Source organism: Enterococcus sp. AZ050 (genome assembly GCF_051715085.1).
GTDB classification, from domain to species: Bacteria; Bacillota; Bacilli; order Lactobacillales; family Enterococcaceae; genus Enterococcus; species Enterococcus faecalis.
This window is the reverse complement of the sequence record NZ_JBIOTC010000001.1, coordinates 2,189,874-2,216,628: the sequence shown is the minus strand read 5'-3', so window position 1 is coordinate 2,216,628 and position 26,755 is coordinate 2,189,874. Positions and strand designations below refer to the sequence as shown.

Sequence of the window (26,755 nt, the reverse complement as noted above, 5' to 3'; positions counted from 1 at the left end):
TCTGACGAATAAACGAAGCTCTTCTAAATTAGCGTCTTCTTTTTTTATTTTTCTTCAAACCATGAACCACCAAACAAATAACGATGGCTGTCAAAGCACCCATGGCATCCAACATAACATCTTGAAAAAGAGGGGTCCTTCCGCCTGTGATCATTTGATGAAATTCATCTAAACCTGCATAGCCAGTAGCAGCTAGCCAGGAAACAACAGCTGTTAAAAACAGACCTTTGATTCTTGGTACTAATCCAATAAACCAACTACCACCTAATAGAAAATACGTACCAAAATGGGCTCCCTTACGAATAAAAAATTCAACAAATTTACTATAACCACTAGCTTGAATGCTCACTTCACTGCCAGCATATTGAAAAGAAATATTTTTTAATTGTTCTTCAAAAGGATGACTGCTCAGAAGTTTATCTAAAAGACCAACTTGTGATTGCTGTTCATACGTCTGTGATGAACTGAAAAATAAAATGGCCATAATAACAAACGCAATGACTAAATATAAATTACTATCTTTCAAATAATTTTTCATATAATCCTCTTTTCTTGGTTTCAAGTTGCCCCGTGCCTGCCACGGAAAATTCTTTTTTATTATAGTCGGTTTCGAGGGAAAAAGAAACAACTTCTCTTAGGTCTTATGATATACTGAAAAGAAAAAAATGAAAGAAGGATTGGATATGACCTATTCTATTACATGGGATTTAGACAGTATTTTCCCCAATGGGAGCGAGTCCAAAGAACTTAGCCAACGAATGACTCAATTAACCGAACAAACAAAAGAGTACCATCAATTAATCACAGAATGGACACCAGAAAGTGCCCAAGGCAAAGAACAATTTGCTGAAATCTTAACGTTACAAGGGAAAATCTCAAATGGCTTTTCACAATGTAATAGTTTTTTAACTGCTTTAATTTCTGCTAATACTAATGATACCAAGGCCAAAATTTTATCAGGCGATTTATACAATCTATTGCCAGCGATTCAATTAGCTGAAACCATTTTTACTAAAAAAATCACCAAGATTTCAGCAGAACATTGGCAAGCCCTGTTAGCCGAAGAACCGTTTAAAACAATGGCTTTTCGCTTAAATGAATTACGCCGTGATGGAAAAAAACTGCTTTCCGAACAAGAAGAAAATATCATCAATACGCTTTCTCTAGATGGGTTAAATGCTTGGAGTACACATTACGATACGATTGTTGCTTCCATCGTGATTCCTTTTGAAGAAAAAGATGGCTCTGTGACAGAACTATCTGCAGGCCAAGCCTTTAACCGCATGATGGGAGATCCTGACAAAGAGGTTCGTCAACGTTTGTTTACAGCCTGGGAGAAAGCTTGGAGTAGCAAAGCTTCAATTTTAGCAGACACCCTAAATCACTTAGATGGGTTCCGTTTATCTGATTACAAATTGCATGGCACTACAGATTATTTAGAAAATCCCTTAAACTATAATCGAATGAGTCAAGAAACATTAACGGTTATGTGGGAAACCATCCAAAAAAATAAACAACCATTCGTCGACTTTCTAACGCGCAAAGCGCAATTATTCGGCAAAGAAAAAATGGATTGGCAAGACCAAGATGCGCCAATTATTTTAGGTGATTTAGAAGAAAAAACGTATTCCTTTGATCAAGCCGCTGCCTTTATTTTAGAAAATTTCCGTAAATTCAGTCCGAAAATGGCCGATTTTGCCCAAATGGCTTTTGAAAAAAGTTGGATTGAAGCTGAAGATCGTCCAGGCAAACGTCCTGGGGGTTATTGTACAGAATTACCTGAAACACAAGAGTCGCGGATTTTCATGACCTTTGGCAATTCAATCAACGAAGTAGCTACTTTAGCCCATGAATTAGGTCACGCTTTCCATAGTAGCGTGATGTGGGATTTACCTTCATTGAATCGAGAGTATGCCATGAACGTAGCAGAAACAGCTAGTACCTTTGCAGAATTGATTGTTGCTGACGCTACCTTAAAAGAGGCCAAATCAGACGTTGAAAAGATTAACCTTTTAGACACAAAAATGCAAAATGCCATTGCCATGTTTATGAACATTCATGCACGTTTTATCTTTGAAAATAATTTTTATCAAGCGCGCCAAAAAGGTTTAGTAGCGGAAGAAGATATTACTGAATTAATGTTAGCGGCGCAAAAAGAAAGCTACAAAGATAGTCTTGGCAGTTATCATCCTCATTTCTGGGCGAGCAAATTGCACTTCTTTATTGATGATGTGCCTTTCTATAATTTCCCATATACTTTTGGCTATCTATTCAGCATGGGTATCTATGCGTATGCCAATCAACAAGGCAGCTCTTTTGAAGACCAATACATTGCGTTATTAAGAGACACTGCTTCGATGACAAGCGAAGAATTAGCGAAAAAACATTTAAATGTTGACTTAACAAAACCTGATTTCTGGCAAGCCGGCATTGATCAAGTCCTAAAAGATGTGGAACAATTCATGACTTTAACTGAAAACTATGTAAACTAAGCAAAAAAGAAGCAGTAACCAACATCAGGTTACTGTTTCTCTTTTTTTCAAATAGTTTCGATACGCAAGGTAGCCCACAAGCATTAGTCCAAACGTAACAAATTCAACCACAGGCATGGCTAACCAAACACCGGTTAATCCTAGTAATTTCACCAAAATAAATAAAACTGGCACAATTAAAAAGAACCCACGCAAAGAGGAAATCATTAGCGCCATTTTCGGTTTACGAACTGCCGAAAAGTAATAAATCCCCATAAAATTCAATCCTGTAAACAAGAAGGAAATCGCATATAAGCGGATGGCTGTCCTAGCAATTTGCGCCAACTGGTCGTTCCCTTCGCTATTAAAGACCTCAATAATTTGTCCCGTAAACACTTGACTGATTAAAAAAAACAGGAAGCCGGCAACCAAGTACGTAATAAAGCTAAGTTTAACAAATTTACGCAACACCTTCGTTTCCCCTAAACCATAGTATCGGCTGAGTAATGGTTGCGCCCCTTGCCCAATCCCTGTAAAAATGGCAATCACAATAATATTGAGATTGGCAACAATTGCATAAGCTGAAATCGCCACATGACCAACTAAGTTTAACAAAACAATATTAAATAAAAACATGACAAAGGCCGAAGAAAATTCATTTAAAAAGGAAGAAAAACCAATCGACATAATTTCTCGAACATCCTGAAATTTCACTTTAAACTTTTCAAAACGTAAAACTCGTTGCGGCGACCACTTATGCAACGTAATCAGGATTAAGCTTGTTAACGGTGACATCACCGTTGCAATGGCCGCACCTGCCATGCCCCACCCAAATTGATAAATAAAGACATAGTCCAAAATAATATTGACAATTCCCCCACTGACAAAAGCAATCGTTGCCAAACGAGGATTATGGTCATTTCTTAAAAAAGTAATCAGGCAATTGTTTAAAATAAATAATAATGAACAGCTAAGGTAAATCATATAATATTCCTTTGCCAAACCAAACAAGACACCGGTCCCCTGAAGTCCCCGAATAATTTGATCGGAAAAAATCAAGCTCACTAAAGTAAAGAGACTCCCTATAACGAAAACTAACCCAATCGTTAAACTAAAATACTGATTGGCTTTTTTGATTTCTTTTTGCGCAACCGTTGTCGAAAACAACGTAGCGCCGCCAACGCCAAACATCCAACCTAATCCATTAATAATATTAACGAGTGGTAAGACAATGTTAAGCCCCGCCAACGCCTCGGTGCCGATCCCATTTGCAATGAAAAATGTGTCCGCCAAAATAAAAATTGATTGCGCCGCCATACTTAAAATTCCTAACAGAACATTTTTATAAAACAACGCAGTAAAATGGTTTTGCTGTGTTTGCTCCATACCCAAATCTCCTTCTAACAAAAAAAGGACTCATTCTTTTTGCTTCAAGGCTTACGCAAAAATCAGAATCCTTCAATTATTCAACCCAGCGATTAAATAATCTGTCTATTTATTGATACTTCTAGGGTAGCATTCTCTCTTCGAAAAAACAACCATCCTTCTATTTTTCTCATTTTAAACTTTCTTAAGCAGTTGCAGTTGTTTTTGAACCACTTGCCAATCTTCTTTCACGACTTCTTTTAAACGATAATTATAAAAGACAGCCGCTGGATGGAAGAGTGGAATGATTTGATAGGTTTTCTGCGTCCAATAATAGTTTTGTGATTGCTCATCAAATGTTTGAATGGGCGACTGAATGACCGTTCCGTGCACTGCAGTGATTGTTGGCTTTGGTCCTAAAAGTCGTTGCAACCCAATATTCCCCAGTGTCAAAATTAGTTCAGGTTGGCAAACAGCGATTTCCCAATCAAGCAAAGGCGCAAAAATTTTGATTTCTTCTTTGGTGGGCGTTCGATTAGGAAACTTGGTTACTCTTTCTCCCGTTTTTGCAATCTGCTTCGTTTTTACAGAAAAAGGCCGACTCCTAACCGCACTGGTGATATACACCGTTTCACGACTTAAGCCAACTTGTTGTAATTGTTCCATCAACAATTGACCTGAACGCCCTATAAATGGTACGTTTTCTTTAATTTCTTCTTTTCCAGGGGCTTCCCCAATCAACATCACTTTTGGCTGTTGCGGACCTTGCCCTTCCACAAAACCTTCTAATGGTAAGTCTTTTGCTTTAGCTAAAACTGCTTTTTTCAGATGTTCAGGATAGTGCATTTACCATCACGCCTCTCTTCTGGTGTTCTTCCTTCGCTATATTGATTATAAATAAGGCCCAAAAGAAACTCAAAAAAGGAGCCTACTCATTTAGGAGCTGGTTTTTCTACACACAAAGCTTTGTCTTTAGCTAAATAAAAAGGCCGTAAGTAACCAACTAAATTAGACATTGGTAAAACCTCCGTTGGTAAGTCAATCTTTAATGTCTCCTTTAAATAGGCTTTGCGTGTCGTAATCCGTTGCCACATGTCTGGATAAGTTTGCTGAATCTCTTTTTGCAGTGTTTCATCAGCCAAAGCCACACATTCTTCTGCACTCACCCCTGTATAACCAGGTACAGAAGGAATAATATCCACTTGAAAGAGCATGCCACTTTCCAAGCGAATGGCTGAATCTGGATAAATAGGCGACGACATCCATTCATCATCCGAAACTAAATGCCCAGGATTCAAATGCCAGTGATAGATTTCTTTTGGTAACTGTTCTTCAATCGCTTGGTACATTTCTCGCCCTAACAGTCCGATTCGAATGGTTTCAAGCCAGTGAACGACAGCTTGAAAATAGGGTTTTGCTACGCGTTCTAAATAATCACGTTGCGCTTCTGGCAATTGCTGCTCGTTTTCAATAACAAAACCTGTTCGGCTAGACAAGCCGCCTTTGTAGCCTGTAGTTAATGATAAGGCATCACCTAACTGAATTTCTTTGGCAGTCGGATACATGTTTGCATATTCAAAACGTTGACCAGTTGCCGCAATGGTTACTACCGTCGGCGTTTGACCTTCATCATTTAACAAAGCCCCAATGTCCGTTTCACGCTGTCCTATTTCAATTGCATTTAAGGCCTTTAACATACTGCGAGAAGCCAAATTCGCCCCATATTCATAGTGCGCCAATTCGTTAGCATTATTTGTTGTGCGGGCCCCCTTTGCTCCAATCAATAAGTGGGTCCCATTTAGTAAACGAGCTTCTTTCGGCAGCGCTTTTTTCAGTGCTTCGACAATAAAATGTGGCACATCAAACATCGTAGCAGGTTCTTGCTGTTGTGTCGTAAACATTTTCCACCCAACGATACCTATTTTTTGAGCAGTTTCATCGAGAAGCGTTTCAAAAATCTGCGCCAACTTTTGTTCTCCAGCCATTGGTTGATTAGGTAGCGAAAAAGCTGGATAATGAATTAAATCGGCTGAGATGCGGGCATGTTGGCACAGTTTTAAATTTTCATTACCTAAAATAAGTGTCGCCATACCATCCTTATTTAACACAAGGAGTCCTTCTTCAAACCTCGGAATAAAGCCAGTTAAGTATTCAAAATTACTGCCATGCTCTTTGTCTGCATAGAAGACCAATTGATCGAATTTTTCTGTTTCCATTCGTTGTAATACTTTCTGCTTGCGCGCCATCATCGTTTCATTCGTCAAATACGTTGGAAAAACATTCTCAAAAACAGTAGGTTCAGCAATATGTGTATAATTAATTTTTCGCTTCATTATTATCCTCCATTATTCATCTGCGACAATCAACGTTACGCCTGCTTGCGCTAACTGCTCGCAAAATTTTTCATCAGGTCGTGTATCTGTCACTAAACAATCAATTTCTGTTAATTCGCAAATTTTAAATAAACCCGTTTTGTTTAATTTCGTTTGGTCTGCTAAGGCAATGACTTGTTTGCCTTGTTGAATCATTCGCCGTTTGACTTGACCTTCTTCTTCTGTGTGAATAAATAATCCTTGTTCAGATAACGCAAACACACCTAATAATGTATAGTCGGGGGCAAATTCCCCAACCTTAGCGACTGTTTCTGCCCCAAACAAAAAGAGTTGTTGTTTATGCAGTTGCCCAGGTAATACTGTAATTTTTGTCTGATCCATTTGCGCTAGAAGTAGCGCATGACTGAGAGAGTTCGTGATCGCGTGAATCGGACTATTTTCCATCGCTCGAATAGCTGCTTCCACCGTGGTTGATGAATCAAAAAAAATGGACGCTTGTTTGGGAATATCTGCCCAAACTTTTTGGGCAATCGCTTGTTTTTTCTCTGGGTGCTTCATTATTCGTTGAGCATAATCATAAATAGTTGCTTCAGACTGCACTGAGATAGCGCCACCGTGCGTTCTCTTTAAATGTCCTTCCTTTTCTAAACGAATTAAATCTCGCCGAATAGTATCTTTTGAAACGGAGACTTGCTCCGCTAACGCTTCCATGGAAATACTTTTTTGTTCATTCACTATTTTTTGAATCTTGGCTAAACGTTCTTCAATCAACATGCTTCCTCACCTCTTCTAAGTAAAGATAGCACCTTTTGCATTATTTTGCAAACGAATGCAAAATAATGCAAAAAAAGGCAAAAAAACTAGTCCTTCATTTTCTAACGAAGGGCTAGTTTGAGAGTGGCTTTAATAGGTAAATTGAATAATCATGCCGCTAGGATCTTCTAACGCAAGTAAATGATCTTTGGCAATAAAATGTAACTTTGCTTCTTCCGCATTGGCTTGGACGATCTCTAAATCTGCCGCAGTTGGTAAACGGAAGGTGTAATTTTCTAAGCCAAATTGATTTTCTTGAATCGTTGGCAGCTGTTTGCCGCTCCATGTATTTGTCCCAATATGATGATGGTACTGACCCGCTGCAAAAAACTTCGCTTGTTGACCAAAGTTAGACTTTAAGCCAAACCCTAAATTTTTATAGAACGTTTCAGTGGTATCTAAATCGGCCACTTTCAAATGAATGTGCCCAATTTTAGAACCTTCGGAAATTCCTAGCCAGTGACCGTCAGCTTCTGCAGCTAAACTATCACCGTCTAATTCTTCTGTCACACCGATAATTTCACCATTTGGACGAATATCCCAGACTTCTTCTGGTTTATCCCAATAAATTTCGATGCCATTATTTTCTGGATCACTTAAGTAAAGGGCTTCACTATAGCCATGATCTGCTGCGCAAATTTGCACATTTTCCTGCAAAAGCCACAGCAACATATTGCCTAAATCTTTGCGGGTTGGTAGCAGGAAAGCAATATGGTACAAGCCAGTGGTACCCTGATTTTCTTCCCCAGCTGTTAGTTCTTTTAAGACAAGAATTGCATCGTTGGTGCCTTGTGGCGCTAGCCAAGCACGTCCCTCTCCTTGTTTTAAAAGTTTTAAGCCAATTGTTTTCGTATAAAAGTTTACCATTTTATCTAAATCAGCCACTTTCAAAGTGACTTGTTGAATCCCAATATTACTTGGTAATGCTTGAACCATTTGCTTTCACTCCTTTCCTCTTCGTTTTACTAAAGCAATGATTTAGTTGAATTCTTTAAAACGAGCACTATCTTCCATGTATTCTTTTTCGCCAGCTGGCGCTTCAATGGAACCAATGACCATTTGTGCACGCAAATTCCAGTTTGCAGGAATTGACCATTCTGCAGCAACCGCTTCGTCAATGACTGGGTTGTAGTGTTGTAAGTTTGCGCCAATATTTTCTTGCGCTAAGGCAGTCCAAACGTTCGCTTGTGTTAAACCAGTTGCTTGTTCAGACCAAACAGGAAAGTTATCCGCATATAATGGGAAGCTATCTTGTAAGTTTTTCACGATATCTGTATCTTCAAAGAATAAAATTGTGCCCGCACCAGCTGCAAAACCTTGTAATTTAGCTTGTGTGTTTGGAAATGCTTCTGCTGGAGTTAATGGTTTTAAGGCATCTTCAGTCATTGCCCATAATTTTTTGTGAGCATCGCCGAATAAGAACACAACGCGTTGTGTTTGAGAGTTAAAAGCTGTTGGACTTTCTCTAACAACTTCTTTTACTAAAGCCGTTACTTCTTCTTTTGAAATTGGTAAGTTTTCTCCTAAAGCATAGATTGAACGACGGTTTTTCATCATTTCAGTAAATTTTGACATAATATGTTCATCCTTTCGAATTTCCTCAGTAAATTCATTTAATTTTGTTTACATGCTTACTATACTACCTTACTAAAAGTAAGTAAAGCTTTTTGTCTTACTTTTTGTAAGTTTTTTTATTTTTTAGCGAAAAACCTTATTCTACCAAAGAAAAAAACAACCAGCTTTTTTCTAAGAAAAAGAAAAATCTGGTTGTCGATTAATAAATGTAGAAGTCAATTGAATCGTTTTCGGCCGTTTTTCTTGAAATAAATGTGTGGCTTTTTCCCCTAATTCCATTAATGGATGACAGATTGTTGAAAAATTTAAAATTTCACTTAATAAAGTTTGTTCCTGTCCCACTAAAAAGAGTGGTCTTTCAATAACGGCTTGAATCCCTGCGGCAATTTCATCACCGTTGGTCACAACCGCTTGGAGCGTTGGATCTTGCCCACAGTGACGTCCTACTTCACACCCATCTTCATAGGTTAAACAGTCCTTAAATAACCGATTTTCAGGAATCGCTCCATAAATTTCCTGATATGCGTCAACTAAATAGCGTGCGCTTGTACTTTTTTCTGGTGCACGGTTAATCGTAATTGCCACTTCACTACATCCTTGTTGTTTCAACGCTTGGAAGACCCGCCGATAAACGGTTAAACGATCGATATAGATACTAGCATAACTAGGGTCTTCTATTTTTTCACAAAAAACAACTTGCTCTTTATACGGAGCAAACACACTTAAAGGATTTGCCTTTGACAAAACAATCATGCCATCAAACGCACCCGTGGCCATTTTTTCCAAGTAACTTTTTTCAACTTCTTTATCATAATCCGTTGGTAATAAACTGACCATCATCCCTTGTTGAAATGCTTGGTGGATAATCCCACTTAAAATAGCATCAAAATAAGGTTGATTCGTATAAGGAACCATGACACCTAATGTATTACTTTTCCCAAAGCTAAGATTTCTCGCTAATATATTGGGCTTATAGCCCAACTCATCGATAATTGCTTGGATTTTCAGTCGTTTTTCTTCAGAAACATACGGATGATGATTAATCACACGCGAAACAGTCGTAACTGAAGATCCTGAAAGGCGCGCAATTTCTCGAATTGTTGTCATACTTTCACCTCATTACTTTACAAAATTGAGTTAAATAAGGCACAATCCCTGTCCCGTAATCAACAAAACGATAAAAGGTCTCCTGCCAAGCAAAAGAAATTTCCTGAATATCCTCCTGCTGTGTCAAGTGCCACTCCGTTATCTGATGGTACGGAATTTCTTGATGCCAAATCTTATAGTATTTTTTGGGACTATCTAACTGCAGACTTTTGGCCGTCGTAGTCACCGAGACAAAATAGTAATCCATACCAAGTCTATCGCTTATCTCCACTATAACATTCATTTTCATGCCCTCCAATATTTTGATACACCTAGCTTACCTTATGAAACGCGTACCAGAGCAAGAGGAAAAATAAAAAAAAGTGAGACCATGTTATACTAGATGTATCATATAAAAGCAAAGGATGAGTGCAATGGAAACTGTTACAGTAGCAACAAAAAGCGACTTACTAACAAATTTGAACAAGCAAACTCTTTTATAACTTTTAAGATAATCAGCTGAACAAAAGTAACTCCTTCGGAAATAAGCTGAAATTCCTCGAAAGTCAAAAAGCAACTTTCAAAAATTTCTTCTTATTTCTTGGAGCTAAACACTTTTGTCTCAGCCTCGGGGGCACTTGCACAAGAAATTTACCACTTAAAAAAACAACAATTAACCGAAACGGAAGAAATGGGCTTTTTAGTGGGTAGCCAAGGTGCTGGCTCATTTTTAACCTATTTAATCGAGAAGTTATCCTATATAAATTCGGCGCTATCGCCAGAAGAACAAAAAATTGAACATGCAATTTTGCGTTTATATGTTATTAAAAAATTAACTCCAGAAACTACTTTATTACGTCTAAAACAGTTAGATTATTAAAATTTTATTTAATCAAGATAGACCAATTCCCTGCGTACAACGAGTCCCTTTCATTAATCACTTGATATAATTACCTTTATTCAAGTTCCCACCATTGTCATTATCGATTAACCAATGGTATATTAGAAGTAACAGGTAAGTCATTTTATTTGAAAAAGTGTTTGGGAAATGTTTGGGGAGGAATGTTTATGTGTCAACCGCAGGAAAAAAAGAAAGAAATTTCTGTTGCTAAGTTACGTTATCGTTTTGAAGTACCAATGATTATCATTGGTTTTGTTTTATTGTTTTTCGCATTGGGGTTAGTTGCCTTATTAATATTGAGTGATTTGCCGATTCCTGACTGGTTATTAATTGTCTTAATTGCACCAATTGCGCCAGTCATTGCTTTTTTTACCATTCGTTATATGTACATGGACACTGCTTCTAACGGAGTGGAAATTACAGAAAATCAATTACCAGAAATTTATTCCTTGTATATTGATTTAGCAAAAGAAATGGGCTTTGGCACTAAAAAATTAAGGATGCCACGTCTTTATTTAATCAACGGGAATGGTGTCTTAAACGCTTTTGCGGCAAAATGCTCTTTACACAGACGCTATGTTGTCATTCACAGTGATTTGTTGGATATCGCGTACAATACAGGCGATTTTTCGCTGATTCGCTTTATTTTGGCACACGAGCTAGGACACCATAAATGTGGACACACTAATTTATGGCGGCTAATGTTATCCATTATTTTGAAACCAGTTGCGTTAGATAAAAGTTTTACAAGAACGCAAGAATATACCGCTGATCGCGCAGGTTTATACTACGCCGAAGAAGGTGCTTTAAGCATGATTTATTTATTTTCAGGAAAATACATGGGCAGTCGTGTGGATTTAGAAGAATACTTTCACAGTATTGATTTACATGATGATACCATCTGGCTTAAATTGAGTAACTTCTTATCCGATCATCCTGTTGGCTTTCGTCGAATGCAAACATTGAAAAAAGCCAAAGATACTGGCAATTGGGACGTTCATGGGAAATTTTTCTAGCAAGAGCCAACCATCATTAAATAAACGTGCTGGGACAAAAGATTCTTTAACTTTTGTCCCAGCACGTTTATTAATCCACCAATAAATGAACAAATTCTTCTTTGGTGATATTTACAAAGTAGTCTTCAAAGTTAAACGCTGCTAATGCTTGCCAAATTGATGAATACTGATAGTCCACACCTAATAAAGCTGCAACGATTTCCGCTGTTTCTTTTTTGGCAAAGTAATCACCATAAATCGTTAACTCAATTATTTTACCTTTTTCAACAGTCAAACGTGCATCCACGATGCCGCCTTTAAACTTTTCTTCTTTTTTGATCGTAAATTTAGGCGCTTCACCAAAAATCCAAGCTTCATTGCCATACACTTCAGCGACCAATTTCCTAATTTCCTGTTGATCTGCTTTGGTTAGGACATATTCTTTCTCCGCAACTTCAGTTAGAGATTCGACATCAAAGAGCTCCATCAGTAAACGATTGCGAAATTCCTCAATGGTTAATTGTTGATATTTTTCGTCTAAGTACGGCCGTAAATTGGTTACGCGTCCCCGAACAGATTTTGTCCCTTTTGATTCAATTTTTTTCTTAGAAACAGTTAAAACACGTTGAACTTCTGCCAAATCAACATCATACATCAAGGTACCATGAGTATACATCTTCCCCTTTTTTGTATACATGGCATTGCCAGAAAATTTTTTCCCATCAATTAATAAATCATTGCGACCGCTAATCTCGGCCCCCGTTGCGCCCATTTTATGTAATGCTTCAATAATTGGTTTAGTGAACGCTTTAAAATCCCCAAAAGCTTGATGTCCTTCCTGAACAACAAAACTAAAGCTGACATTCCCAAGATCATCATAAACAGCACCACCGCCCGATAAACGGCGAGTAATAACGATTCCCTTCTCTCTAGCATAAGCTAAGTCAATTTCTTCATAAGCATTTTGATTTCGGCCTAAAATAACACAGGGTTCCTGAATATAGAACAACACTAAGGGCTCTTCAAAAGAGAGAGTGTTTAATAGATAATCTTCCGTTGCTAAATTTTCACGAATATCTCGTGACTGCATTATGACATAACGCATAAGGTCGCCCCACTTCTTTTTCTTCTAGTGTATCACTTTCTTTCAAAATTGGTTCACTAAACGTCTTCTCTGGCCATTCTCAAAAGCGGATGATCAACAAAAAAACGAACGTGGGACAACAATCACTTTGGATGTTTGTTCCACGCTCAAAATCTAATAAACAGCAATTACAGAACTGTTTAGCTTTTTAGTCTAACCAAGTTACTACTTCTGAAACATCTCGTCGGACTGTTTCAAAGCCGGGTGTTTGAGCTTTGCCAATCGGAATAATCAGTCCGTTCACTAAATGATCCTCAATATTAAATAACTTGCGAACAGCTTCTGTTTCAAAACCAGACATCGCCACAGTATCATAGCCTCGATCTTTTGCAGAAAGCATCAGCTGCATCGCAACTAAGCCTTGGTCTAACATTAGCCACTCTCTTTTTTGTTCTTCGCTAACATCATAGTACCAAGAAACATTTTCATTAATTCCTTGACGAATTTCTTCCGTCATCGTTCCTTGTGCGACAGCTTTAGCACTGATTTCATCTGCATTGGCCACTGTATAAGCAGTCAAATCACCTAATAAAATAATCACCGCCGATGCCCCTTTAACTGCTGGTTGTTGCATCGAAACTTCGTAAAGGGCCTCTTTTTGTTCTTTTTCTGTGACAATAAAAAAACGCCATGAATTTAAATTGGTACTATTTGGCGCGAACATCGCTTCCTCAATTATGGCCATTAATTCCTCTTTAGGAATCTCAACATCTGGCATAAAATCCCGAACTGAGCGGCGGCTGCGAACAACATCTTGATACATCATATTTCTTCTTCCTTCCTCTTACCTTACTTGACATAGTTATTATTACTCACTATGATGGAGAAAAAAAGTACGCACTTTTTATTCACCTAGGAAGAAAAAAGTAACCATTACGTGTCACAAGGAGAAACTATGACAACTGATAAACAAACCAGTATCAACTTAGCCCTTTCCACCATTAACGGCAAATGGAAATTATCATTAATGGATGAATTATTCCAAGGAACCAAGCGCAACGGTGAATTGATGCGTGCGCTCGACGGAATCACTCAACGCGTCCTGACAGATCGCTTGAGAGAAATGGAAAAAGATGGCCTAGTCCATCGAGAATCCTTTAACGAACTGCCCCCGCGTGTGGAATATACGCTCACTTCGGAAGGATATGCTCTTTACGATGCCCTCTCTTCACTTTGCCATTGGGGCGAAACATTTGCACAAAAAAGAGGTCGGGACAGAAGTGTTTAACTCCGAGAAATAAGAAGGAATTTCCGAAAATTGTTCTATAATTTTTGGAGAATTTCGGCTTATTTCCGAAGGAGTTGCTTCTGTTCCCGCCGTTTATCAATTTTTAAGCCTGGGACAAAAATCCAAAGTGATTTTTGTCCCAGGCTCTTTTTTATCTATTTTGGGTATTATGGGTAAACTTAAGATATTTTAGAAGTCCTTCTTGAATTGAATAAAAGGGCGAAAAACCTAAGCCTTTCAAAGCAGAACTATCTGAAAGAGAATATTTTATATCGCCATCTCGTTCCTTTTGATAAGAAACTGGCAAAGAAAGTCCCACTAATTGGTTCATTTCTTCAATTAATTGATTAAGGGAAATGGCAACTTCGGTACCCACATTATAAACGTGTCCCAACGCTTCACTTTTGGTTGCTACTAAATCTAATGCAGTTAGGACATCATCAATGTAGATAAAGTCACGTGTTTGCTGACCATCTCCAAATATTTGAAATTGGCTCGCTTGCCCTTGCTCTAATTGGATATAACGATCCATCAAAATGGACAGGACACCAGAATAGGGTGAAGCAGGATTTTGATTGGGACCATAGACGTTAAAGAAGCGAACTGCACTCGTGGGTACCCCATGTAAATGGTATTCATTGAGAACATAACGTTCAGCAGCAAACTTATCAATAGCATAGGGACTCAAAGGGCAAATCATCGAAGTTTCTCTTTTAGGCAACGTTGGCTCTGCACCGTAAACGGCTGCCGACGAAGCAAAAACAAAACGTTTGAGCTCTTTTTGATATTTTTTTATTGATTCCAATATTTTCAATACACTTAAAAAATTGACCTCATGTGTCTCTAGAGGCTGTGCCACAGAACTTGCCACGCTTGCCACGGCCGCAAGATGAAAGATATACTCAAACGAATGCTTTGAAAGTACTTCGTCCAATAATTGCTGATCCGTCACACTTCCTTTAATAAAAACCAACTGCTCAGTTTGTTGCAAATTTGACACTCGCCCCATGGACAAATCATCAATCACAAAAACTTGATACTGTTGACTATAAAAATTAGCCAAATTAGAACCAATAAAGCCAGCTCCTCCAGTAATTAATAGTTTCTTCACCTCTTTGCTTCCTCTCTTTTTTTTAATTTAATTCCACTTTTTTCGTGTTATTTTCTCTTTGGAATAAAAAAATGCAATATCGAATGAACACATAACTTACAATAGCCACAGCTAATAACAGTTCAAAAGTAGACAAAATATTTAACAGACTCGTTAGACCTACCTTTTCTGCAAATAAAGGTTTAACTTTGACTAACGCTGTCGCAGAAATCACTAATGGGAATGTAAAGGCAGCATAACTTGGATAGAATGTCACTTGCATAATTTTATATAGATTCACTACTACAATCCCATAAATACATTGAGATAAAATTAGCAAGAAAACAACTAATGGCATATACAAATGACCACCCATTGAAATATAGCCAGCTAAACATAACGAACCTGGCGCTGTCATAATCGTCAATAAAGGAATGGTCGATTCAGGCATTTCTTTCGACTTCGTAATTCTCTTGATTAAAATTGGTAACAAGAGTAAATAAAAGAACAACGCTACCCAAAAAACAATTTTTCCCAACTCATTGATAAACAATTGAGAAGTATTAGGAATAACGCCAATGCCGACAAACGTAATAAACCAGCTTGGATAAATGTGTTCCAATTCGATTTTTGTTGGAAAAATATGCACCGCTACAAAATAAATCATTAAAATAAAATGTAAAATCACTGCGCCAATCCACAACACATTAATCCAAGCAGCATTGGTAAATATCCGATCTAAGAAAACACAGATAACCATTAAAGCCATTGTAAATGTTGGTGATACCGAAGCAATAATTGGATCATCTAAGGTGCTTAATGCATGTTTCATTGTAAAAATAATTTTTAAAATAACTAAAATCATTAAGAGACTGCCAAGTACACAATAAATGGTCCCAATTGTTGCATATCCCAAGGAATAAAGTAAATTCCCCAAAGAAACCATCCCTAAAATTAGTCCACAAATGGGAATCGGGACTTTCCGCAAGAATTTTTTCGCACTTTCTACCATTATGTAGTCACACTCCGTCTTTATTTATTATTATTGATATTAATCAAAAGTATGTTATTATACTAAATGAAATATTTATATTTGTAAAATAAATATTTTCAATACCAACTATTAAGATAGTAAATAGAAAGAGGCGATTTTATGTTCGAATGGATCAAAACATTTATTGCTGTGTATGAAACCAAAAATTTTAGTGCGGCGGCCAAACAATTGTATATTTCTCAGCCAACTGTTTCTTTGCAAATCAAGAAATTAGAGCAACACTTTTCGATCAAGCTGTTCTATCGTAATGGAAAACAATCGGTTATTCCTACCAAAGAAGCTGATTTTTTATATCCAAAAATGCTCTCGATTATTGAAAGCTTAACTACTTCTTTTGCGCAAGCTGCAGAAAAAGAGAATTTTAAAGAAGACTGCATTATAGCCTCTTCAAATACAGTTGCTATTTATTTATTGCCAGATATTATGGAGAGTTTGGTTACCGCTTTTCCACTCATCAACTTTTCGATTCAACTGATGAATTCAAACGAAGTCGTGGATATGGTTCAAAATAATCATGCCCACATTGGACTAATTGAAAAACCCATTGAAACCAAAAATCTACACAAAGAAATTGTTTATGAAGATCAACTAGTTCTAGCAGGAGATGCCGCTTCAAAATTTTGGCTCTTAAGAGAAAAGAACTCTGGCTTACGTTTTTTCAATGAGCTTTATCTCAACGAACACAGCATCAACTTACCAATTATCGAATTAAACAACAACGAAGTCCTGTTACAATTGCTAAAAAATAACATTGGGCAATCAATTGTTTCTCGATTATCTATTTCCGATGAGATCCCTTGGCAACCAATTGATCAGTCCTTTGCTTCTCGAAAAATTTTCATTGTCCAGACCGATCACCATGCCAATACTTCCTTCTCTGAAGTTTATAACCGAATCGTTGAAAAAATTCGTGAACGACAAGCCTAAAAAACAGGAGAACGACTTAGCTTTCGCTAAATCGTTTTCCTGTTTTTTATTTATCAGTTTCCTCTACCAATTCAAATTCAAAAGGTTCTAACTCAAATAGTTGGTGTAAAATTTGCTGGGTTTCTTGGAACACTTGTTGTGGCTCTTTAGACAAAAGAGTGCTTTGAATGGTCTGTTTTTTTGATTGAAAAAGAATTCTCGTTTCCTCTTCCTTGAATACAACTTGATGAGTTTCCCTTTCAAACACCGTATATTCTTCGAACATTTCCATAACTAATTTTTGACGAAACCCTTCTTTGAGTGCTAATAAAGTTACTAAATCTGCAACGGTTAGTGTTTCTAACGCAATTGTTTCATCTTCTACATGAACAAGATAATTCGTACACTTCACATTCGGACAGGCATTGCAGCCGCCATTAATCAAGTCTGAGGTAGTTGTTATTTTCACCTGTTTCATCTTAATCCTTCTTTCCTACTTTTCGAGAAAAACACAAGGGGTCTCCTCAAAAATATTCAATAAAATATGATTGACTTCTTGAAAGACTTCTTCGTGATTTCGGCATTGTTTTTCCATTACTAAACGCAGATCATTCACAACAAAAGTCAACGTCGTCGCTTGTTGGGAAACATGTATACAACGGTTGCCTTTAACAAAACATTCTGTTTGTTCTTCAATGAATGGTTCTTTTTGATAGCCATATGCTGAAGCGACACATTCCAGGATTTCGTAGATTTCTATTTTTGGAAGTTCATAGCTACAGCTACCGATAACTAGTTGAAAACGGTTCGGCTGTTTTTCATTATTGCTTGCATAATACACTGTTGTCGTTGTCATTTTGCCTCCTTATCTCCTCTATTTTCCTACTCTTATCATAACAAAAAAAGCAGGCTTCCCTTATTTAAATTGTTAATAAAGACTATTACAGATTGGTATAACCACACCTAAAAAGTTCGTGATATAATTCACTAAGAAAGAAATATTACAGAAAGAAGAGATGAACGATGAAAGTATTTAACAAAAAAGTCGCAATTATTGGTACTGGTTTTGTTGGCACAAGTATTGCCTATTCCATGATCAACCAAGGGATTGCGAATGAATTAATCTTAGTTGATATTGACAAAGCCAAATCTGAAGGCGAAGCAATTGACTTATTAGATGGTGTGTCTTGGGGTCAAGAAAATGTAAACGTCTGGGCTGGCGACTATCAAGACTGCCAAGATGCCGATATCGTCGTGATTACAGCTGGCGCTAATCAAAAACCTGGGCAAAGTCGTCTAGATTTGGTTTCAATCAATGCAGAAATTATGAAAACAATTGTTAACAATATCATGAAATCTGGTTTTGATGGAATTTTAGTGATTGCCTCAAATCCTGTCGATGTACTGACTTATGTGGCTTGGCAAGCTTCTGGTTTACCTGTTTCAAGAGTAATTGGAACTGGTACAACTTTGGACACAACTCGTTTCCGCAAAGAACTGTCTCAACGTTTAGCGATTGATCCACGCAATGTTCACGGCTATATTATTGGCGAACACGGGGATTCTGAAGTGGCTGTCTGGTCTCATACCATGATTGGAACAAAACCTATTTTAGAAATTGTGGATACGACAGAGCGCTTAACTAGTGACGATTTACCAATCATTTCTGATAAAGTGAAAAATACAGCTTATGAAATTATCGATCGCAAACAAGCGACCTATTATGGGATTGGTATGAGTACTGCACGCATTGTTAAAGCCATTTTAAATAATGAACAAGCTATTTTACCTGTCTCAGCTTACTTAGATGGGCAATATGGGCAACAAGATGTATTTACAGGGATTCCTGCAGTCGTTGGCAATCAAGGTGTGACTGACATTATTGAATTGAATCTAAATGCTGCTGAAAAAGAACTCTTCCAAAAATCAGTGACACAATTAAAACAAGTGATGGCATCGTTACAACCGAACGCTTAGTAATTTTTAACTAAAAATAACACTTCAACTAAATTATTCTCTACCAAAATAGATTCTAATTCCCCTTTATCGTTCTTTTTGGTACCATGAAAGAAGAACTTCAACTAAAGCAGAAATTAGGAGGACAAAAAATGGTAATCCAAGGAGATACGTTAGAAAATAGCGCACGTCGTTTATTGCAAGAACGTGGCGTAACAATGAATGATTTAGCTGAACTTGTGTTATTTTTACAAAAAGATTATATTGATAATTTAACATTAGATACTTGTTTAGAAAGTATTGATGCAGTGTTAACAAAGCGTGAAGTACACAACGCGATTATTACAGGTGTCCAACTGGATATTCTGGCAGAAGAAAACAAGCTACTCTCACCGTTACAAGAAATTTTAACGGAAGATGAAGGGCTTTATGGCATTGATGAAATTATGGCGCTCTCCATTGTAAATGTTTATGGATCTATCGGTTTTACGAACTATGGGTATATCGACAAGGTAAAACCAGGCATTTTAAAAGAGTTAAATGCGCATGATGGCGAACATGTCCACACATTCTTGGATGATATCGTGGGCGCAATTGCGGCTGCGGCTGCCAGTCGGTTGGCTCACTCACAACCAGATTTAAGTGATATTACTAAATAAAAAACTTGCCTCTTCATTTTTATGAGAAGAGGCAAGTTTTTTATTTGCTGGACTTCTCACAAGCTTTCTACTTAACAGTAATTATTTGCCGTGTTATGTTACAGTCAAGAATAAACAGCTAAAGGAGGTTATCTAGAAATGAAAAAGTTTTTACGCGTATTTTTAATTTTTATTGGGGTATTTTTTCTTGCAAGTTGCGGTTCAAAAATAGAGACAAAAACCTTTGTAGGTTCGCCACAAGATGGGATTGATTCCACCTTAACCTATACGTACCAAGGAGATAAAGTCTTAACGCAAACGGCTAAAAACATTGTTTCTTATGACAAATTGGGGATTACAAAAGAAGAGGCAAAAACAGCGTTGGAACCCGTTTCTAAACAATATGAGGACATCAAAGGGCTTAATTACAAACTGACCTATGAGGACAAACAAGCCATCGAAAAATTGACGATTAATTATGAAAAACTTGATTATGATAAAGCCAAAAAAGTGGATGGTATCCTGATTGATGGCGATTCTTCTAAGGGAATTAGCATGAAGAAAAGCCAAGAATTGGTGGAGTCACAAGGCTATACAGAACAAAAATAATAAAAGAAAGCGTGCGACAATGGGCATTGTTGCACGCTTTCTTTTGATTATTTAAATCGATGTTGCCATCTTCACTGCTTGAATTGGGTCAAAATGATGGACAGAGTAAACGACTGTACCGGCTTGCCAAACTACTGAGTTGCGATTATAGTCAGTGGTTCCTGCCACGTTCAGTGTGATTTGACCAACGGTATTCGGTGCTGGCAACGTTTCTTGTTCCAAAATGTTGACAACATTTTTCGCTAAATCATCAGGCGATTCACCATTGATATTTGAGGCCCGTACGACTAAACTCCAATTGCCTTCTTGCCAAGATAAGTAACTAGAACCTGCCGCTCCTTGTTTATACCCAGTAATATTGTAACCTAAATCTACTGGTTGACCGCCATTGTCAATGATTTGGTTCACTGCATTTTTTGCTTCGGCATCAGAGCCATATGTTTTTTTCTCAAAAGAACTAATTGGCGTTAACTGATTGACACGTGCATCATTCACTGGAATCGCTTCTTTTTCTGCATAATATAAAACACGGAAATTGTTTTGATCCGCTTGTGAAGTTGTCGCTGCAGTTAAAAAGTTATTCGTTTGACTCGTTAAAATTGCCTGCGGTAAGCCTTGACCAGGAAACATGTTTGCTAGCTGGTTAAGCACTTGGTTGGCTTGGTCATCTGGATTCGCATTTTTCGCTGGTGATTGCTTCTCTGCTGAGCCATTATTTGCCGCTTCCTTCGTAGAAGAAGCTGTTGCTTTCGAATCAGCTGTTGTTGTTCCTGACGGTTTCGCATCACTAGATTTTGTTGCTGCTTTGCTACTTGATTCTTTTGTAGCAGATGCTTTTGTACTCTCGACTGTGGTACTTTCCGCAGCACTGGAACGACTATCCGTATTTTCTGTACTTTTTCCGCCGCCGCATGCTGCTAAAGCAAGGGTTAAAAGAAAAGCACTAGAAATAATCCCTATCTTTTTCATAAGAATTCCTCCTTGTTTTCCCTACCCTTATTGTACCTTAATCATGTGTATCCGTCACTTGTTTGTGTTTCGTTCTAGTTGGTTTAAATAACAGAAAGTGGACGGTAGGATTCGAACCTACACCTCAACATTGAGCAAGAATAAACTACTGTTAGTCTCTATGAGTTTAACACCACGTTCATCCACCTATTTGATTGATCCTTTGTATCATAACTTAGAATAATTAAATTGCCTTTAAGGAGCTTCAAAGATTATATGAAGAATTGTAAAAAATCTGTGACGAAAAAACGATTGAACCAATCAGTAGATACACTGAGGTTCAATCGTAACCAATTGTTTAATTATCTGAAAAAACTCACAATTCAACGTTAGTCCCTGGTGCTTTTTTGTTTTCCCCTTGTTGTTTTTTTAAGAATATCCCCAAAATGACGGTGATAATAGGGCAAAGCAATGGGAAAAAGGCATACGGTAAGTATTCTAGTGCACCAACTTTTAACGTTCCCATAATGAAGGTACCACTAACTCCCCAAGGAATTAACGAGTTGACTGCCGCCCCAGCATCTGCCAAAGTACGAGTTAAATATTTTTTATCAATACCTAAACGAGTAAATGAGGATTTAAATGTTTCCCCTGGTAAAATAATTGACAAATATTGTTCGCCAACTAGTAAGTTAATTCCCACAGAACTTAAGGCAGTTAAAGCGATTAATTTGGCTGGATTATTCACATAACCTTTAATTTTATCAATTAAAGTAGCCACGATGTTAAACTTAATCAACAAGCCGCCCAAACCTAATGCCAAAATAATCAACGCAGCAGAACCTAACATGCTTTCAATCCCACCACGAGATAAAAGTGTATCAATACTTTGGTCCCCTGTATCTGCCACATAACCACTCATTAAAATGGTAGAAACTTTCGCTAAACTTAGGTGATGATCATTTATAAAAGCTAAGATGACCGCCACTGTAGAGCCGACTAGTAACGTTGGAATAGCCGGTACCTTTTTCCAGGCGAATAAGAATAAAACCGCTACTGGCAACAATGTAATCGGTGAAATCCAGAATCCTTGATGTAACGTTTGGACCATTGCATCAACCGATTGTAAATCCGCCGAACCAGATTGATGCCCCAAGAAGATATAGCCGACAATCGAAATAATAAACGCCGGAATAACAGTGTACATCATGTTTAGTATATGTTCAAAAAGGTTCACGCCACCAATTCCAGCAGCTAAGTTTGTTGTATCAGATAACGGTGAAATGTTGTTCCCCAAAAAGGCACCTGAAACAACTGCACCAGCTGTCATCGCATTGTCGAATCCAAGAATATGTCCAATACCTAGAAAGGCAATCCCCATAGTTGAAACAGTTGTAAAGGAGCTCCCTACCGTCACACCAACTAGTGCACAGACCACAAAAACGGTTGGTAAGAAGAACTTCACTGAGATAATTTTAAAACCATAGACCATAATTGTTGGAATCGTCCCAGATAAGATCCAAGTAGCAACTAAGACACCTATCAACAAGAAAATAATAATCGGAATGATCCCTGGTTTGATCCCTTCCACAATGCCTTCGTGGATTTCATCCCAAGAAAATCCTTTCCATTTGCCATAAAGCAACAACAACATGAATACAAAAAGAATCGGTATGTGAGGGGTTAATTTTTGACCAATAATTAAGTACCCGAGAATCGCTAACAAGGCAATCAAAATGCCTAAACTTTCAGCGAACGAAACAGTAGGTTTCGTTGATTTCATATGAAAACCTCCTTTTATGGAAAGCGAAAACTGAAGCAATAATCGAACTTGCTTCAGTTTCCAAACGACAATTTACTATAGTCATCAGGTGAAGAGGCACTCAGCAAAATAATTGCTAGCCTTTTTATTCACCTAAATCTTCTTTTACTTCCGTTGCCCAACTTGCTTTTTTAAAGCGATTAATGATTAACGGAATCACAAACATAACAATAGTGATTAATGCAACTAAGACTGCATCAGTCACGGTTGTTGTACCTAATGTGGCGAAAATAACAATGATAACACTAAAAATTAACATTGCTGCCACTAAATAAGCTAAGCCATTACCTTTTTTACCAATTCGGTAAGGACGTAGTGTATCTGGTTGAGATTTACGTAATTTAATTAGGGAAATCGCAATCAATACATACACAATACTATAAATAATTGTTGTTGCATTTGTTAAAGTTAAGAATACAGCGTTGACATCATCCATTACCCCATAAAGTAAAGCGAATAATGAGATAACTACAGATTGTGTTAACACAACGTTACGAGAAACGCCATATTTATTTTCGCGATGGAAACCAAATTTTGGTGGCAATAAGCCATCACGAGCAACTTGAATAATTGTTTTTGATGGTCCAGTAACCCAAGCAGATAATTGTAATAACACACCTAAGAAGACCATGAAACTAAAGATATTACCAATAATTGTTGGTAAACCTAAAACGTCACAATAAAGCAAAATTGGTTGTGTAATGTTAGACAATTCCATTTTGCCATTTGGAACAATATTAGCAACAAACATTGCATTAATAACGTTTAATAAAACTAAACCAATTAATGAAATGAAAACGCCTTTTGTATAATTTTTTGTTGCATCTTTCAAACGAGGAATATAAACAGAAGACATTTCAATCCCAACAAAGATAAACGCAATCCCTGCTAGATATTTAAATGTGTCCATATTTTCTAAGTTTGGTAAAACTTTTGACCAAGAGAAGGCACCTAAATAGCCGCCAGGTGTTAAGCCTACTTTAATCATTGAAAGAAGACCTAAAACAAACATAACTAATACTGGGATGTAAACACCTAGCCAAACACCAATATTTCCGCCAACTTTCGCCATGTCAAATTTCAAGTTCAAGATTGTAATAATCCAGTAAATCACTAAGATACAACCTAATACGAACCAATGATTTTCACCTAAATGAACATTACCAAATGTATTACCTAGCAAAGGGCCTAATGTAGAAGCAACCATTACCATTCCTGGGAACATTTGCACCCATAGTAACCAAGCGACAACAAAACCCCATTTGCTACCTAAGGCAGTTTTAACCCAAAGTTGAGGGCCACCTTCTTGAGGAAGCATCGTAGATAATTCACCAGATATCAATGCGATTGGACCAGCAAAGAATAAGACCGCGAAAATTGTGTAAGAAATTAATGTCCAACCAACAGCAGCAAGTGTTGGGATACTACGTACAGTTGCACACAATGCCATTGTTAAACCGATAAAAGTACCTAATTCAATTTTTTTAACTTGTTGTTTATCCAATTTTGTACACTCCTTATAAGATTTTGGATAAGGAGCATGAATGACTGTTATACGCTGAGTAAAACAGTCATTCGACTGCCTCTTACCCAGACAAAGAATTGGTTAAGAGGTTAGCCATCTGGTTGATTTATCTCTTAAATAAATCAATCAGACGAACGTTCCCTCATTCGGTTACCATTTCTTTTTTCCGTTTAAGATTCAATTATTTTACGTCGTAAATTTGTTCTAATTTTTCTTGTAAAGCAGCTTGAATCTTAGGAGCGTAAACATCAAATTCTTCTTTATCGTTCATGTATGGAGTCATTACAGCAGCACGTAACACAGTTACTTTACCTGCACGGTTCCATTCTTCGTCACTAAATCCTAAGCTGTTTACAAATTTTAATGGGCTGTTGCCATAATCTGGAATAGCAAAGTCAGTATGTGAAGTAATGAATTCGTTGTTGTAAATATTTCCTTTAACGTATGATGCATAGTCATATACATCATGGTTTAATTTGTTCATTGCTACTAAATCATCGTTGCCTTTTTCTTTAAACACATAGTCAACCATGTTGAAGTCTGGATGAGTTAATGTGTGGACTTCGATTTCTTTGTCGCCAACTTTGAATGTTAAATCATTCAAGAAGTTATAGAAATGATGTGATCCTTCAATTGAAGCACCAATTAATTTACCATAACCTGCAACGTTTAAAGGTAAAACGTGATGTGCAGCCCATACAGAAGCAGCTGTTGCACCAGCTTTTGAACCTTCAAGGATATAAGCACCTAGTAACGCAGGAATATCGGCACCTTTTTCAAATACGTAAGTTGCGAAGTAAGAAATAACGTCGCGCATACGGATATCTTGGATAACGATACCACCAGCTGAATAAGGGATATAACCCATTTTATGAGGGTCAATTGTTACTGATTCTGCTAATTCGATTGCTTTATATGCATCATACACTTCTCTTGAAATGTGTTCTTTTTTCTCTTTGAAGACACCGTATTCTTCGTGAACATCTTGTAAATCTTCGTAAGGGATGAAGTTGTTGTCTTCGTCTAAGAAGATGGCACGTCCATAACCACCATAAGCAGCATCCACGTGTACATAATAGTAAATACCGTCTTTCATTAATTCATCGCGTAAAGCAATAATTTTATCGATTGAGTCAACGGCACCTTCTTCAGTAGAACCAACTACACCGACAACACCTAGCACTGGAATTTGTTCTTCTGCTAAGCCACGAACGATTTTTTCTAATTCGTTGATATCCATACGGTAGTTATGGTCAACTGGTACTGGGATAACTTGATCTAAACCGATACCGATAATATCAGCAGCTTTTAACCAGGAATAGTGTTTAGTTTGTGGAACTAACCATTTACCGATTGCTTGTAAATGTTTACCTGAACGAGCTGAATGAGCTTTGATTTCATCAATTTCATCTTCAGCTGATTCTAATAAGTCCATAATTTCTTTTGTTGGCATGTTCAATAGTTCCCAATCTGATTTGCCAGCAACTAATTCTGGTTTTACTTCTTTCATAGCAAATGGTAATGATTTAATGTTACGGGCATACCATAAGCCTTCTAAGTTAGCTAAAGAACCATCAGCAACGATGTGTCCCCAACCATTTTTGTAGCTCATCAAGTGAGCAAATTCATGTCCTACTTCTTCTTCCATTTGAGAAGTTGCTGGAGAAGATTCATAGGCAACGTTGTTCCCGTTCCATAGCATTGCAAAGTTGTAAGCTAATAGAGAAGGCATTAATGTTTCTGAGTTCATATGTCCCCAATATCTACCTGCTGTATGCCATGGAACTGAATGTGTACGCATGCGAGAAGAAATTTCATTCAATACATCTTTCATATGGTTGACAGTTTTTTCGTAGCTTTCAGATGTGCGTTCTTGAGAAGAGATAACTGGCATGTCTTGTGGCATGTAGTTTTGACGCCATCCTAAATGTTCATCTACTAAGTCGATCAACAAGTCTTTATATAATTGTCCGTTTTCGGCTTTGTCCCCAATGAATAGTGCATTAAGGTTCATTTCGCCTTTTGCTAATTTTTCGTTTTTCATACGAAAATTCCTCCTTACAAATTTTAATGAATTAGATTTTGCATTCACAACTTACACCCAAACGGCTAAAGTGTAAAGAAGAAAAATAACAATGGTTATCATAGCTCTTTAATTTTATAATTTTTTCACAAGGTGTCTTGTCAGAACCATTATATAAAAAAATAAGAGTGGGATTGTGTGTACAATCCCACTCTTATTAGGTGTATTAACGGTTTCACCACTACCTGTAAGGAGAAATAGAATTTTAACTTT

General features: G+C 37.3%; 27 protein-coding genes. 8 read left to right on the top strand and 19 right to left on the bottom strand.

Annotated elements, in window-relative coordinates:
* Positions 1-28: 28 nt before the first annotated feature.
* Positions 29-538 (bottom strand): VanZ family protein, encoded by a 510-nt coding sequence (locus tag IGJ04_RS10845; protein WP_002366143.1) that lies wholly within the window; start codon positions 536-538, stop codon positions 29-31.
* Positions 539-665: 127 nt separating this feature from the next.
* Between IGJ04_RS10845 and IGJ04_RS10840 the strand changes: the two genes are divergently transcribed.
* Positions 666-2,492 (top strand): M3 family oligoendopeptidase, encoded by a 1,827-nt coding sequence (locus IGJ04_RS10840; RefSeq protein ID WP_161633949.1) that lies wholly within the window; start codon positions 666-668, stop codon positions 2,490-2,492.
* 24 nt (positions 2,493-2,516) lie between these two features.
* Here IGJ04_RS10840 and IGJ04_RS10835 read toward each other — a convergent pair whose 3' ends face one another.
* The 8 genes from IGJ04_RS10835 to IGJ04_RS10800 form a co-directional block, all read right to left on the bottom strand.
* Positions 2,517-3,857: an MATE family efflux transporter gene (locus IGJ04_RS10835; RefSeq protein WP_025193926.1), complete on the bottom strand. Its 1,341-nt coding sequence runs from the start codon at positions 3,855-3,857 to the stop codon at positions 2,517-2,519.
* A gap of 174 nt (positions 3,858-4,031) precedes the next feature.
* Positions 4,032-4,682, bottom strand: coding sequence for a uracil-DNA glycosylase (locus IGJ04_RS10830; protein ID WP_438840206.1), 651 nt, complete (start codon positions 4,680-4,682; stop codon positions 4,032-4,034).
* Between the two features lie 86 nt (positions 4,683-4,768).
* Positions 4,769-6,169, bottom strand: a complete 1,401-nt coding sequence (locus IGJ04_RS10825; protein WP_075578632.1) for a M24 family metallopeptidase — start codon at positions 6,167-6,169, stop codon at positions 4,769-4,771.
* Between the two features lie 12 nt (positions 6,170-6,181).
* Positions 6,182-6,943: a DeoR/GlpR family DNA-binding transcription regulator gene (locus IGJ04_RS10820; protein WP_033625567.1), complete on the bottom strand. Its 762-nt coding sequence runs from the start codon at positions 6,941-6,943 to the stop codon at positions 6,182-6,184.
* Positions 6,944-7,072: 129 nt separating this feature from the next.
* Positions 7,073-7,918, bottom strand: coding sequence for a VOC family protein (locus IGJ04_RS10815; RefSeq protein WP_438840205.1), 846 nt, complete (start codon positions 7,916-7,918; stop codon positions 7,073-7,075).
* Between the two features lie 42 nt (positions 7,919-7,960).
* Positions 7,961-8,557 (bottom strand): nitroreductase family protein, encoded by a 597-nt coding sequence (locus IGJ04_RS10810; RefSeq protein WP_002355475.1) that lies wholly within the window; start codon positions 8,555-8,557, stop codon positions 7,961-7,963.
* A 171-nt stretch (positions 8,558-8,728) separates the two neighbouring features.
* Entirely contained in the window at positions 8,729-9,664 is a 936-nt protein-coding gene (locus IGJ04_RS10805) for a LacI family DNA-binding transcriptional regulator (RefSeq protein ID WP_002361227.1), read from the bottom strand.
* Positions 9,665-9,668: 4 nt separating this feature from the next.
* The gene (locus tag IGJ04_RS10800) at positions 9,669-9,953 is read right to left on the bottom strand and encodes a hypothetical protein (protein ID WP_002382953.1); all 285 of its coding nucleotides are present in this window, start codon (positions 9,951-9,953) and stop codon (positions 9,669-9,671) included.
* 291 nt (positions 9,954-10,244) lie between these two features.
* Here IGJ04_RS10800 and IGJ04_RS10795 point away from each other — a divergent pair, with 291 nt between their 5' ends.
* Positions 10,245-10,523, top strand: a complete 279-nt coding sequence (locus tag IGJ04_RS10795) for a hypothetical protein (protein ID WP_104670625.1) — start codon at positions 10,245-10,247, stop codon at positions 10,521-10,523.
* Positions 10,524-10,705: 182 nt separating this feature from the next.
* The gene (locus IGJ04_RS10790; protein ID WP_002382951.1) at positions 10,706-11,560 is read left to right on the top strand and encodes a M48 family metallopeptidase; all 855 of its coding nucleotides are present in this window, start codon (positions 10,706-10,708) and stop codon (positions 11,558-11,560) included.
* A gap of 70 nt (positions 11,561-11,630) precedes the next feature.
* Here IGJ04_RS10790 and IGJ04_RS10785 read toward each other — a convergent pair whose 3' ends face one another.
* A complete protein-coding gene (locus IGJ04_RS10785) occupies positions 11,631-12,644 on the bottom strand; it encodes a lipoate--protein ligase (RefSeq protein ID WP_010715030.1) in 1,014 nt (337 codons plus the stop codon).
* Between the two features lie 187 nt (positions 12,645-12,831).
* Positions 12,832-13,449, bottom strand: a complete 618-nt coding sequence (locus tag IGJ04_RS10780) for a nitroreductase family protein (RefSeq protein WP_438840204.1) — start codon at positions 13,447-13,449, stop codon at positions 12,832-12,834.
* Between the two features lie 111 nt (positions 13,450-13,560).
* Here IGJ04_RS10780 and IGJ04_RS10775 point away from each other — a divergent pair, with 111 nt between their 5' ends.
* On the top strand, positions 13,561-13,911 hold the full coding sequence (locus IGJ04_RS10775; protein ID WP_002415976.1) for a winged helix-turn-helix transcriptional regulator: 351 nt from the start codon (positions 13,561-13,563) through the stop codon (positions 13,909-13,911).
* 151 nt (positions 13,912-14,062) lie between these two features.
* On the opposite strand, the gene IGJ04_RS10770 is transcribed toward IGJ04_RS10775, so the two are convergent.
* Positions 14,063-15,022: an NAD-dependent epimerase/dehydratase family protein gene (locus IGJ04_RS10770; protein ID WP_438840203.1), complete on the bottom strand. Its 960-nt coding sequence runs from the start codon at positions 15,020-15,022 to the stop codon at positions 14,063-14,065.
* Between the two features lie 22 nt (positions 15,023-15,044).
* Positions 15,045-16,013: a TDT family transporter gene (locus IGJ04_RS10765; RefSeq protein ID WP_002355462.1), complete on the bottom strand. Its 969-nt coding sequence runs from the start codon at positions 16,011-16,013 to the stop codon at positions 15,045-15,047.
* 141 nt (positions 16,014-16,154) lie between these two features.
* Here IGJ04_RS10765 and IGJ04_RS10760 point away from each other — a divergent pair, with 141 nt between their 5' ends.
* On the top strand, positions 16,155-16,982 hold the full coding sequence (locus IGJ04_RS10760) for a LysR family transcriptional regulator (protein WP_002355461.1): 828 nt from the start codon (positions 16,155-16,157) through the stop codon (positions 16,980-16,982).
* Positions 16,983-17,028: 46 nt separating this feature from the next.
* On the opposite strand, the gene IGJ04_RS10755 is transcribed toward IGJ04_RS10760, so the two are convergent.
* Complete coding sequence (locus tag IGJ04_RS10755; protein ID WP_010775571.1) at positions 17,029-17,439, bottom strand: DUF4809 family protein; 411 nt, start codon at positions 17,437-17,439, stop codon at positions 17,029-17,031.
* 15 nt (positions 17,440-17,454) lie between these two features.
* Complete coding sequence (locus tag IGJ04_RS10750) at positions 17,455-17,817, bottom strand: DUF4809 family protein (protein WP_002363122.1); 363 nt, start codon at positions 17,815-17,817, stop codon at positions 17,455-17,457.
* 167 nt (positions 17,818-17,984) lie between these two features.
* Between IGJ04_RS10750 and IGJ04_RS10745 the strand changes: the two genes are divergently transcribed.
* The 3 genes from IGJ04_RS10745 (at position 17,985) to IGJ04_RS10735 (ending at position 20,164) form a co-directional block, all read left to right on the top strand.
* On the top strand, positions 17,985-18,938 hold the full coding sequence (locus IGJ04_RS10745) for an L-lactate dehydrogenase (RefSeq protein WP_002358635.1): 954 nt from the start codon (positions 17,985-17,987) through the stop codon (positions 18,936-18,938).
* A gap of 131 nt (positions 18,939-19,069) precedes the next feature.
* Positions 19,070-19,576 carry a phosphatidylglycerophosphatase A family protein gene (locus IGJ04_RS10740; protein WP_010710809.1) on the top strand — a complete coding sequence of 169 codons (507 nt, stop codon included), beginning with the start codon at positions 19,070-19,072 and terminating at the stop codon, positions 19,574-19,576.
* 138 nt (positions 19,577-19,714) lie between these two features.
* Positions 19,715-20,164 carry a YehR family lipoprotein gene (locus IGJ04_RS10735; RefSeq protein ID WP_438840202.1) on the top strand — a complete coding sequence of 150 codons (450 nt, stop codon included), beginning with the start codon at positions 19,715-19,717 and terminating at the stop codon, positions 20,162-20,164.
* Positions 20,165-20,215: 51 nt separating this feature from the next.
* On the opposite strand, the gene IGJ04_RS10730 is transcribed toward IGJ04_RS10735, so the two are convergent.
* The 4 genes from IGJ04_RS10730 to tdc all read right to left on the bottom strand — a co-directional run bounded on the left by IGJ04_RS10730 (position 20,216) and on the right by tdc (position 26,503).
* Positions 20,216-21,133: a hypothetical protein gene (locus tag IGJ04_RS10730; protein WP_438840201.1), complete on the bottom strand. Its 918-nt coding sequence runs from the start codon at positions 21,131-21,133 to the stop codon at positions 20,216-20,218.
* Positions 21,134-21,488: 355 nt separating this feature from the next.
* A complete protein-coding gene (gene nhaC / locus IGJ04_RS10725; protein WP_002363118.1) occupies positions 21,489-22,895 on the bottom strand; it encodes a Na+/H+ antiporter NhaC in 1,407 nt (468 codons plus the stop codon).
* A gap of 124 nt (positions 22,896-23,019) precedes the next feature.
* Positions 23,020-24,438, bottom strand: a complete 1,419-nt coding sequence (gene tyrP / locus IGJ04_RS10720) for a tyrosine-tyramine antiporter (protein WP_002355453.1) — start codon at positions 24,436-24,438, stop codon at positions 23,020-23,022.
* A 202-nt stretch (positions 24,439-24,640) separates the two neighbouring features.
* Positions 24,641-26,503 (bottom strand): tyrosine decarboxylase, encoded by a 1,863-nt coding sequence (gene tdc, locus IGJ04_RS10715; protein WP_002355450.1) that lies wholly within the window; start codon positions 26,501-26,503, stop codon positions 24,641-24,643.
* Between the last annotated feature and the right edge of the window lie 252 nt (positions 26,504-26,755).

Coding starts and splice junctions, on each gene's coding strand:
- IGJ04_RS10810 (WP_002355475.1), bottom strand. CDS start 8,557: ATGTCAAAATTTACTGAAATGATGAAAAACCGTCGTTCAATCTATGCT.
- IGJ04_RS10820 (WP_033625567.1), bottom strand. CDS start 6,943: ATGTTGATTGAAGAACGTTTAGCCAAGATTCAAAAAATAGTGAATGAA.
- IGJ04_RS10755 (WP_010775571.1), bottom strand. CDS start 17,439: ATGAAACAGGTGAAAATAACAACTACCTCAGACTTGATTAATGGCGGC.
- IGJ04_RS10745 (WP_002358635.1), top strand. CDS start 17,985: ATGAAAGTATTTAACAAAAAAGTCGCAATTATTGGTACTGGTTTTGTT.
- IGJ04_RS10765 (WP_002355462.1), bottom strand. CDS start 16,013: ATGGTAGAAAGTGCGAAAAAATTCTTGCGGAAAGTCCCGATTCCCATT.
- IGJ04_RS10740 (WP_010710809.1), top strand. CDS start 19,070: ATGGTAATCCAAGGAGATACGTTAGAAAATAGCGCACGTCGTTTATTG.
- IGJ04_RS10760 (WP_002355461.1), top strand. CDS start 16,155: ATGTTCGAATGGATCAAAACATTTATTGCTGTGTATGAAACCAAAAAT.
- tdc (WP_002355450.1), bottom strand. CDS start 26,503: ATGAAAAACGAAAAATTAGCAAAAGGCGAAATGAACCTTAATGCACTA.
- IGJ04_RS10835 (WP_025193926.1), bottom strand. CDS start 3,857: ATGGAGCAAACACAGCAAAACCATTTTACTGCGTTGTTTTATAAAAAT.
- IGJ04_RS10730 (WP_438840201.1), bottom strand. CDS start 21,133: ATGAAAAAGATAGGGATTATTTCTAGTGCTTTTCTTTTAACCCTTGCT.
- IGJ04_RS10845 (WP_002366143.1), bottom strand. CDS start 538: ATGAAAAATTATTTGAAAGATAGTAATTTATATTTAGTCATTGCGTTT.
- IGJ04_RS10750 (WP_002363122.1), bottom strand. CDS start 17,817: ATGACAACGACAACAGTGTATTATGCAAGCAATAATGAAAAACAGCCG.
- IGJ04_RS10735 (WP_438840202.1), top strand. CDS start 19,715: ATGAAAAAGTTTTTACGCGTATTTTTAATTTTTATTGGGGTATTTTTT.
- IGJ04_RS10790 (WP_002382951.1), top strand. CDS start 10,706: ATGTTTATGTGTCAACCGCAGGAAAAAAAGAAAGAAATTTCTGTTGCT.
- IGJ04_RS10800 (WP_002382953.1), bottom strand. CDS start 9,953: ATGAAAATGAATGTTATAGTGGAGATAAGCGATAGACTTGGTATGGAT.
- IGJ04_RS10840 (WP_161633949.1), top strand. CDS start 666: ATGAAAGAAGGATTGGATATGACCTATTCTATTACATGGGATTTAGAC.
- IGJ04_RS10805 (WP_002361227.1), bottom strand. CDS start 9,664: ATGACAACAATTCGAGAAATTGCGCGCCTTTCAGGATCTTCAGTTACG.
- IGJ04_RS10825 (WP_075578632.1), bottom strand. CDS start 6,169: ATGAAGCGAAAAATTAATTATACACATATTGCTGAACCTACTGTTTTT.
- IGJ04_RS10830 (WP_438840206.1), bottom strand. CDS start 4,682: ATGCACTATCCTGAACATCTGAAAAAAGCAGTTTTAGCTAAAGCAAAA.
- nhaC (WP_002363118.1), bottom strand. CDS start 22,895: ATGAAATCAACGAAACCTACTGTTTCGTTCGCTGAAAGTTTAGGCATT.
- IGJ04_RS10780 (WP_438840204.1), bottom strand. CDS start 13,449: ATGATGTATCAAGATGTTGTTCGCAGCCGCCGCTCAGTTCGGGATTTT.
- IGJ04_RS10815 (WP_438840205.1), bottom strand. CDS start 7,918: ATGGTTCAAGCATTACCAAGTAATATTGGGATTCAACAAGTCACTTTG.
- IGJ04_RS10785 (WP_010715030.1), bottom strand. CDS start 12,644: ATGCGTTATGTCATAATGCAGTCACGAGATATTCGTGAAAATTTAGCA.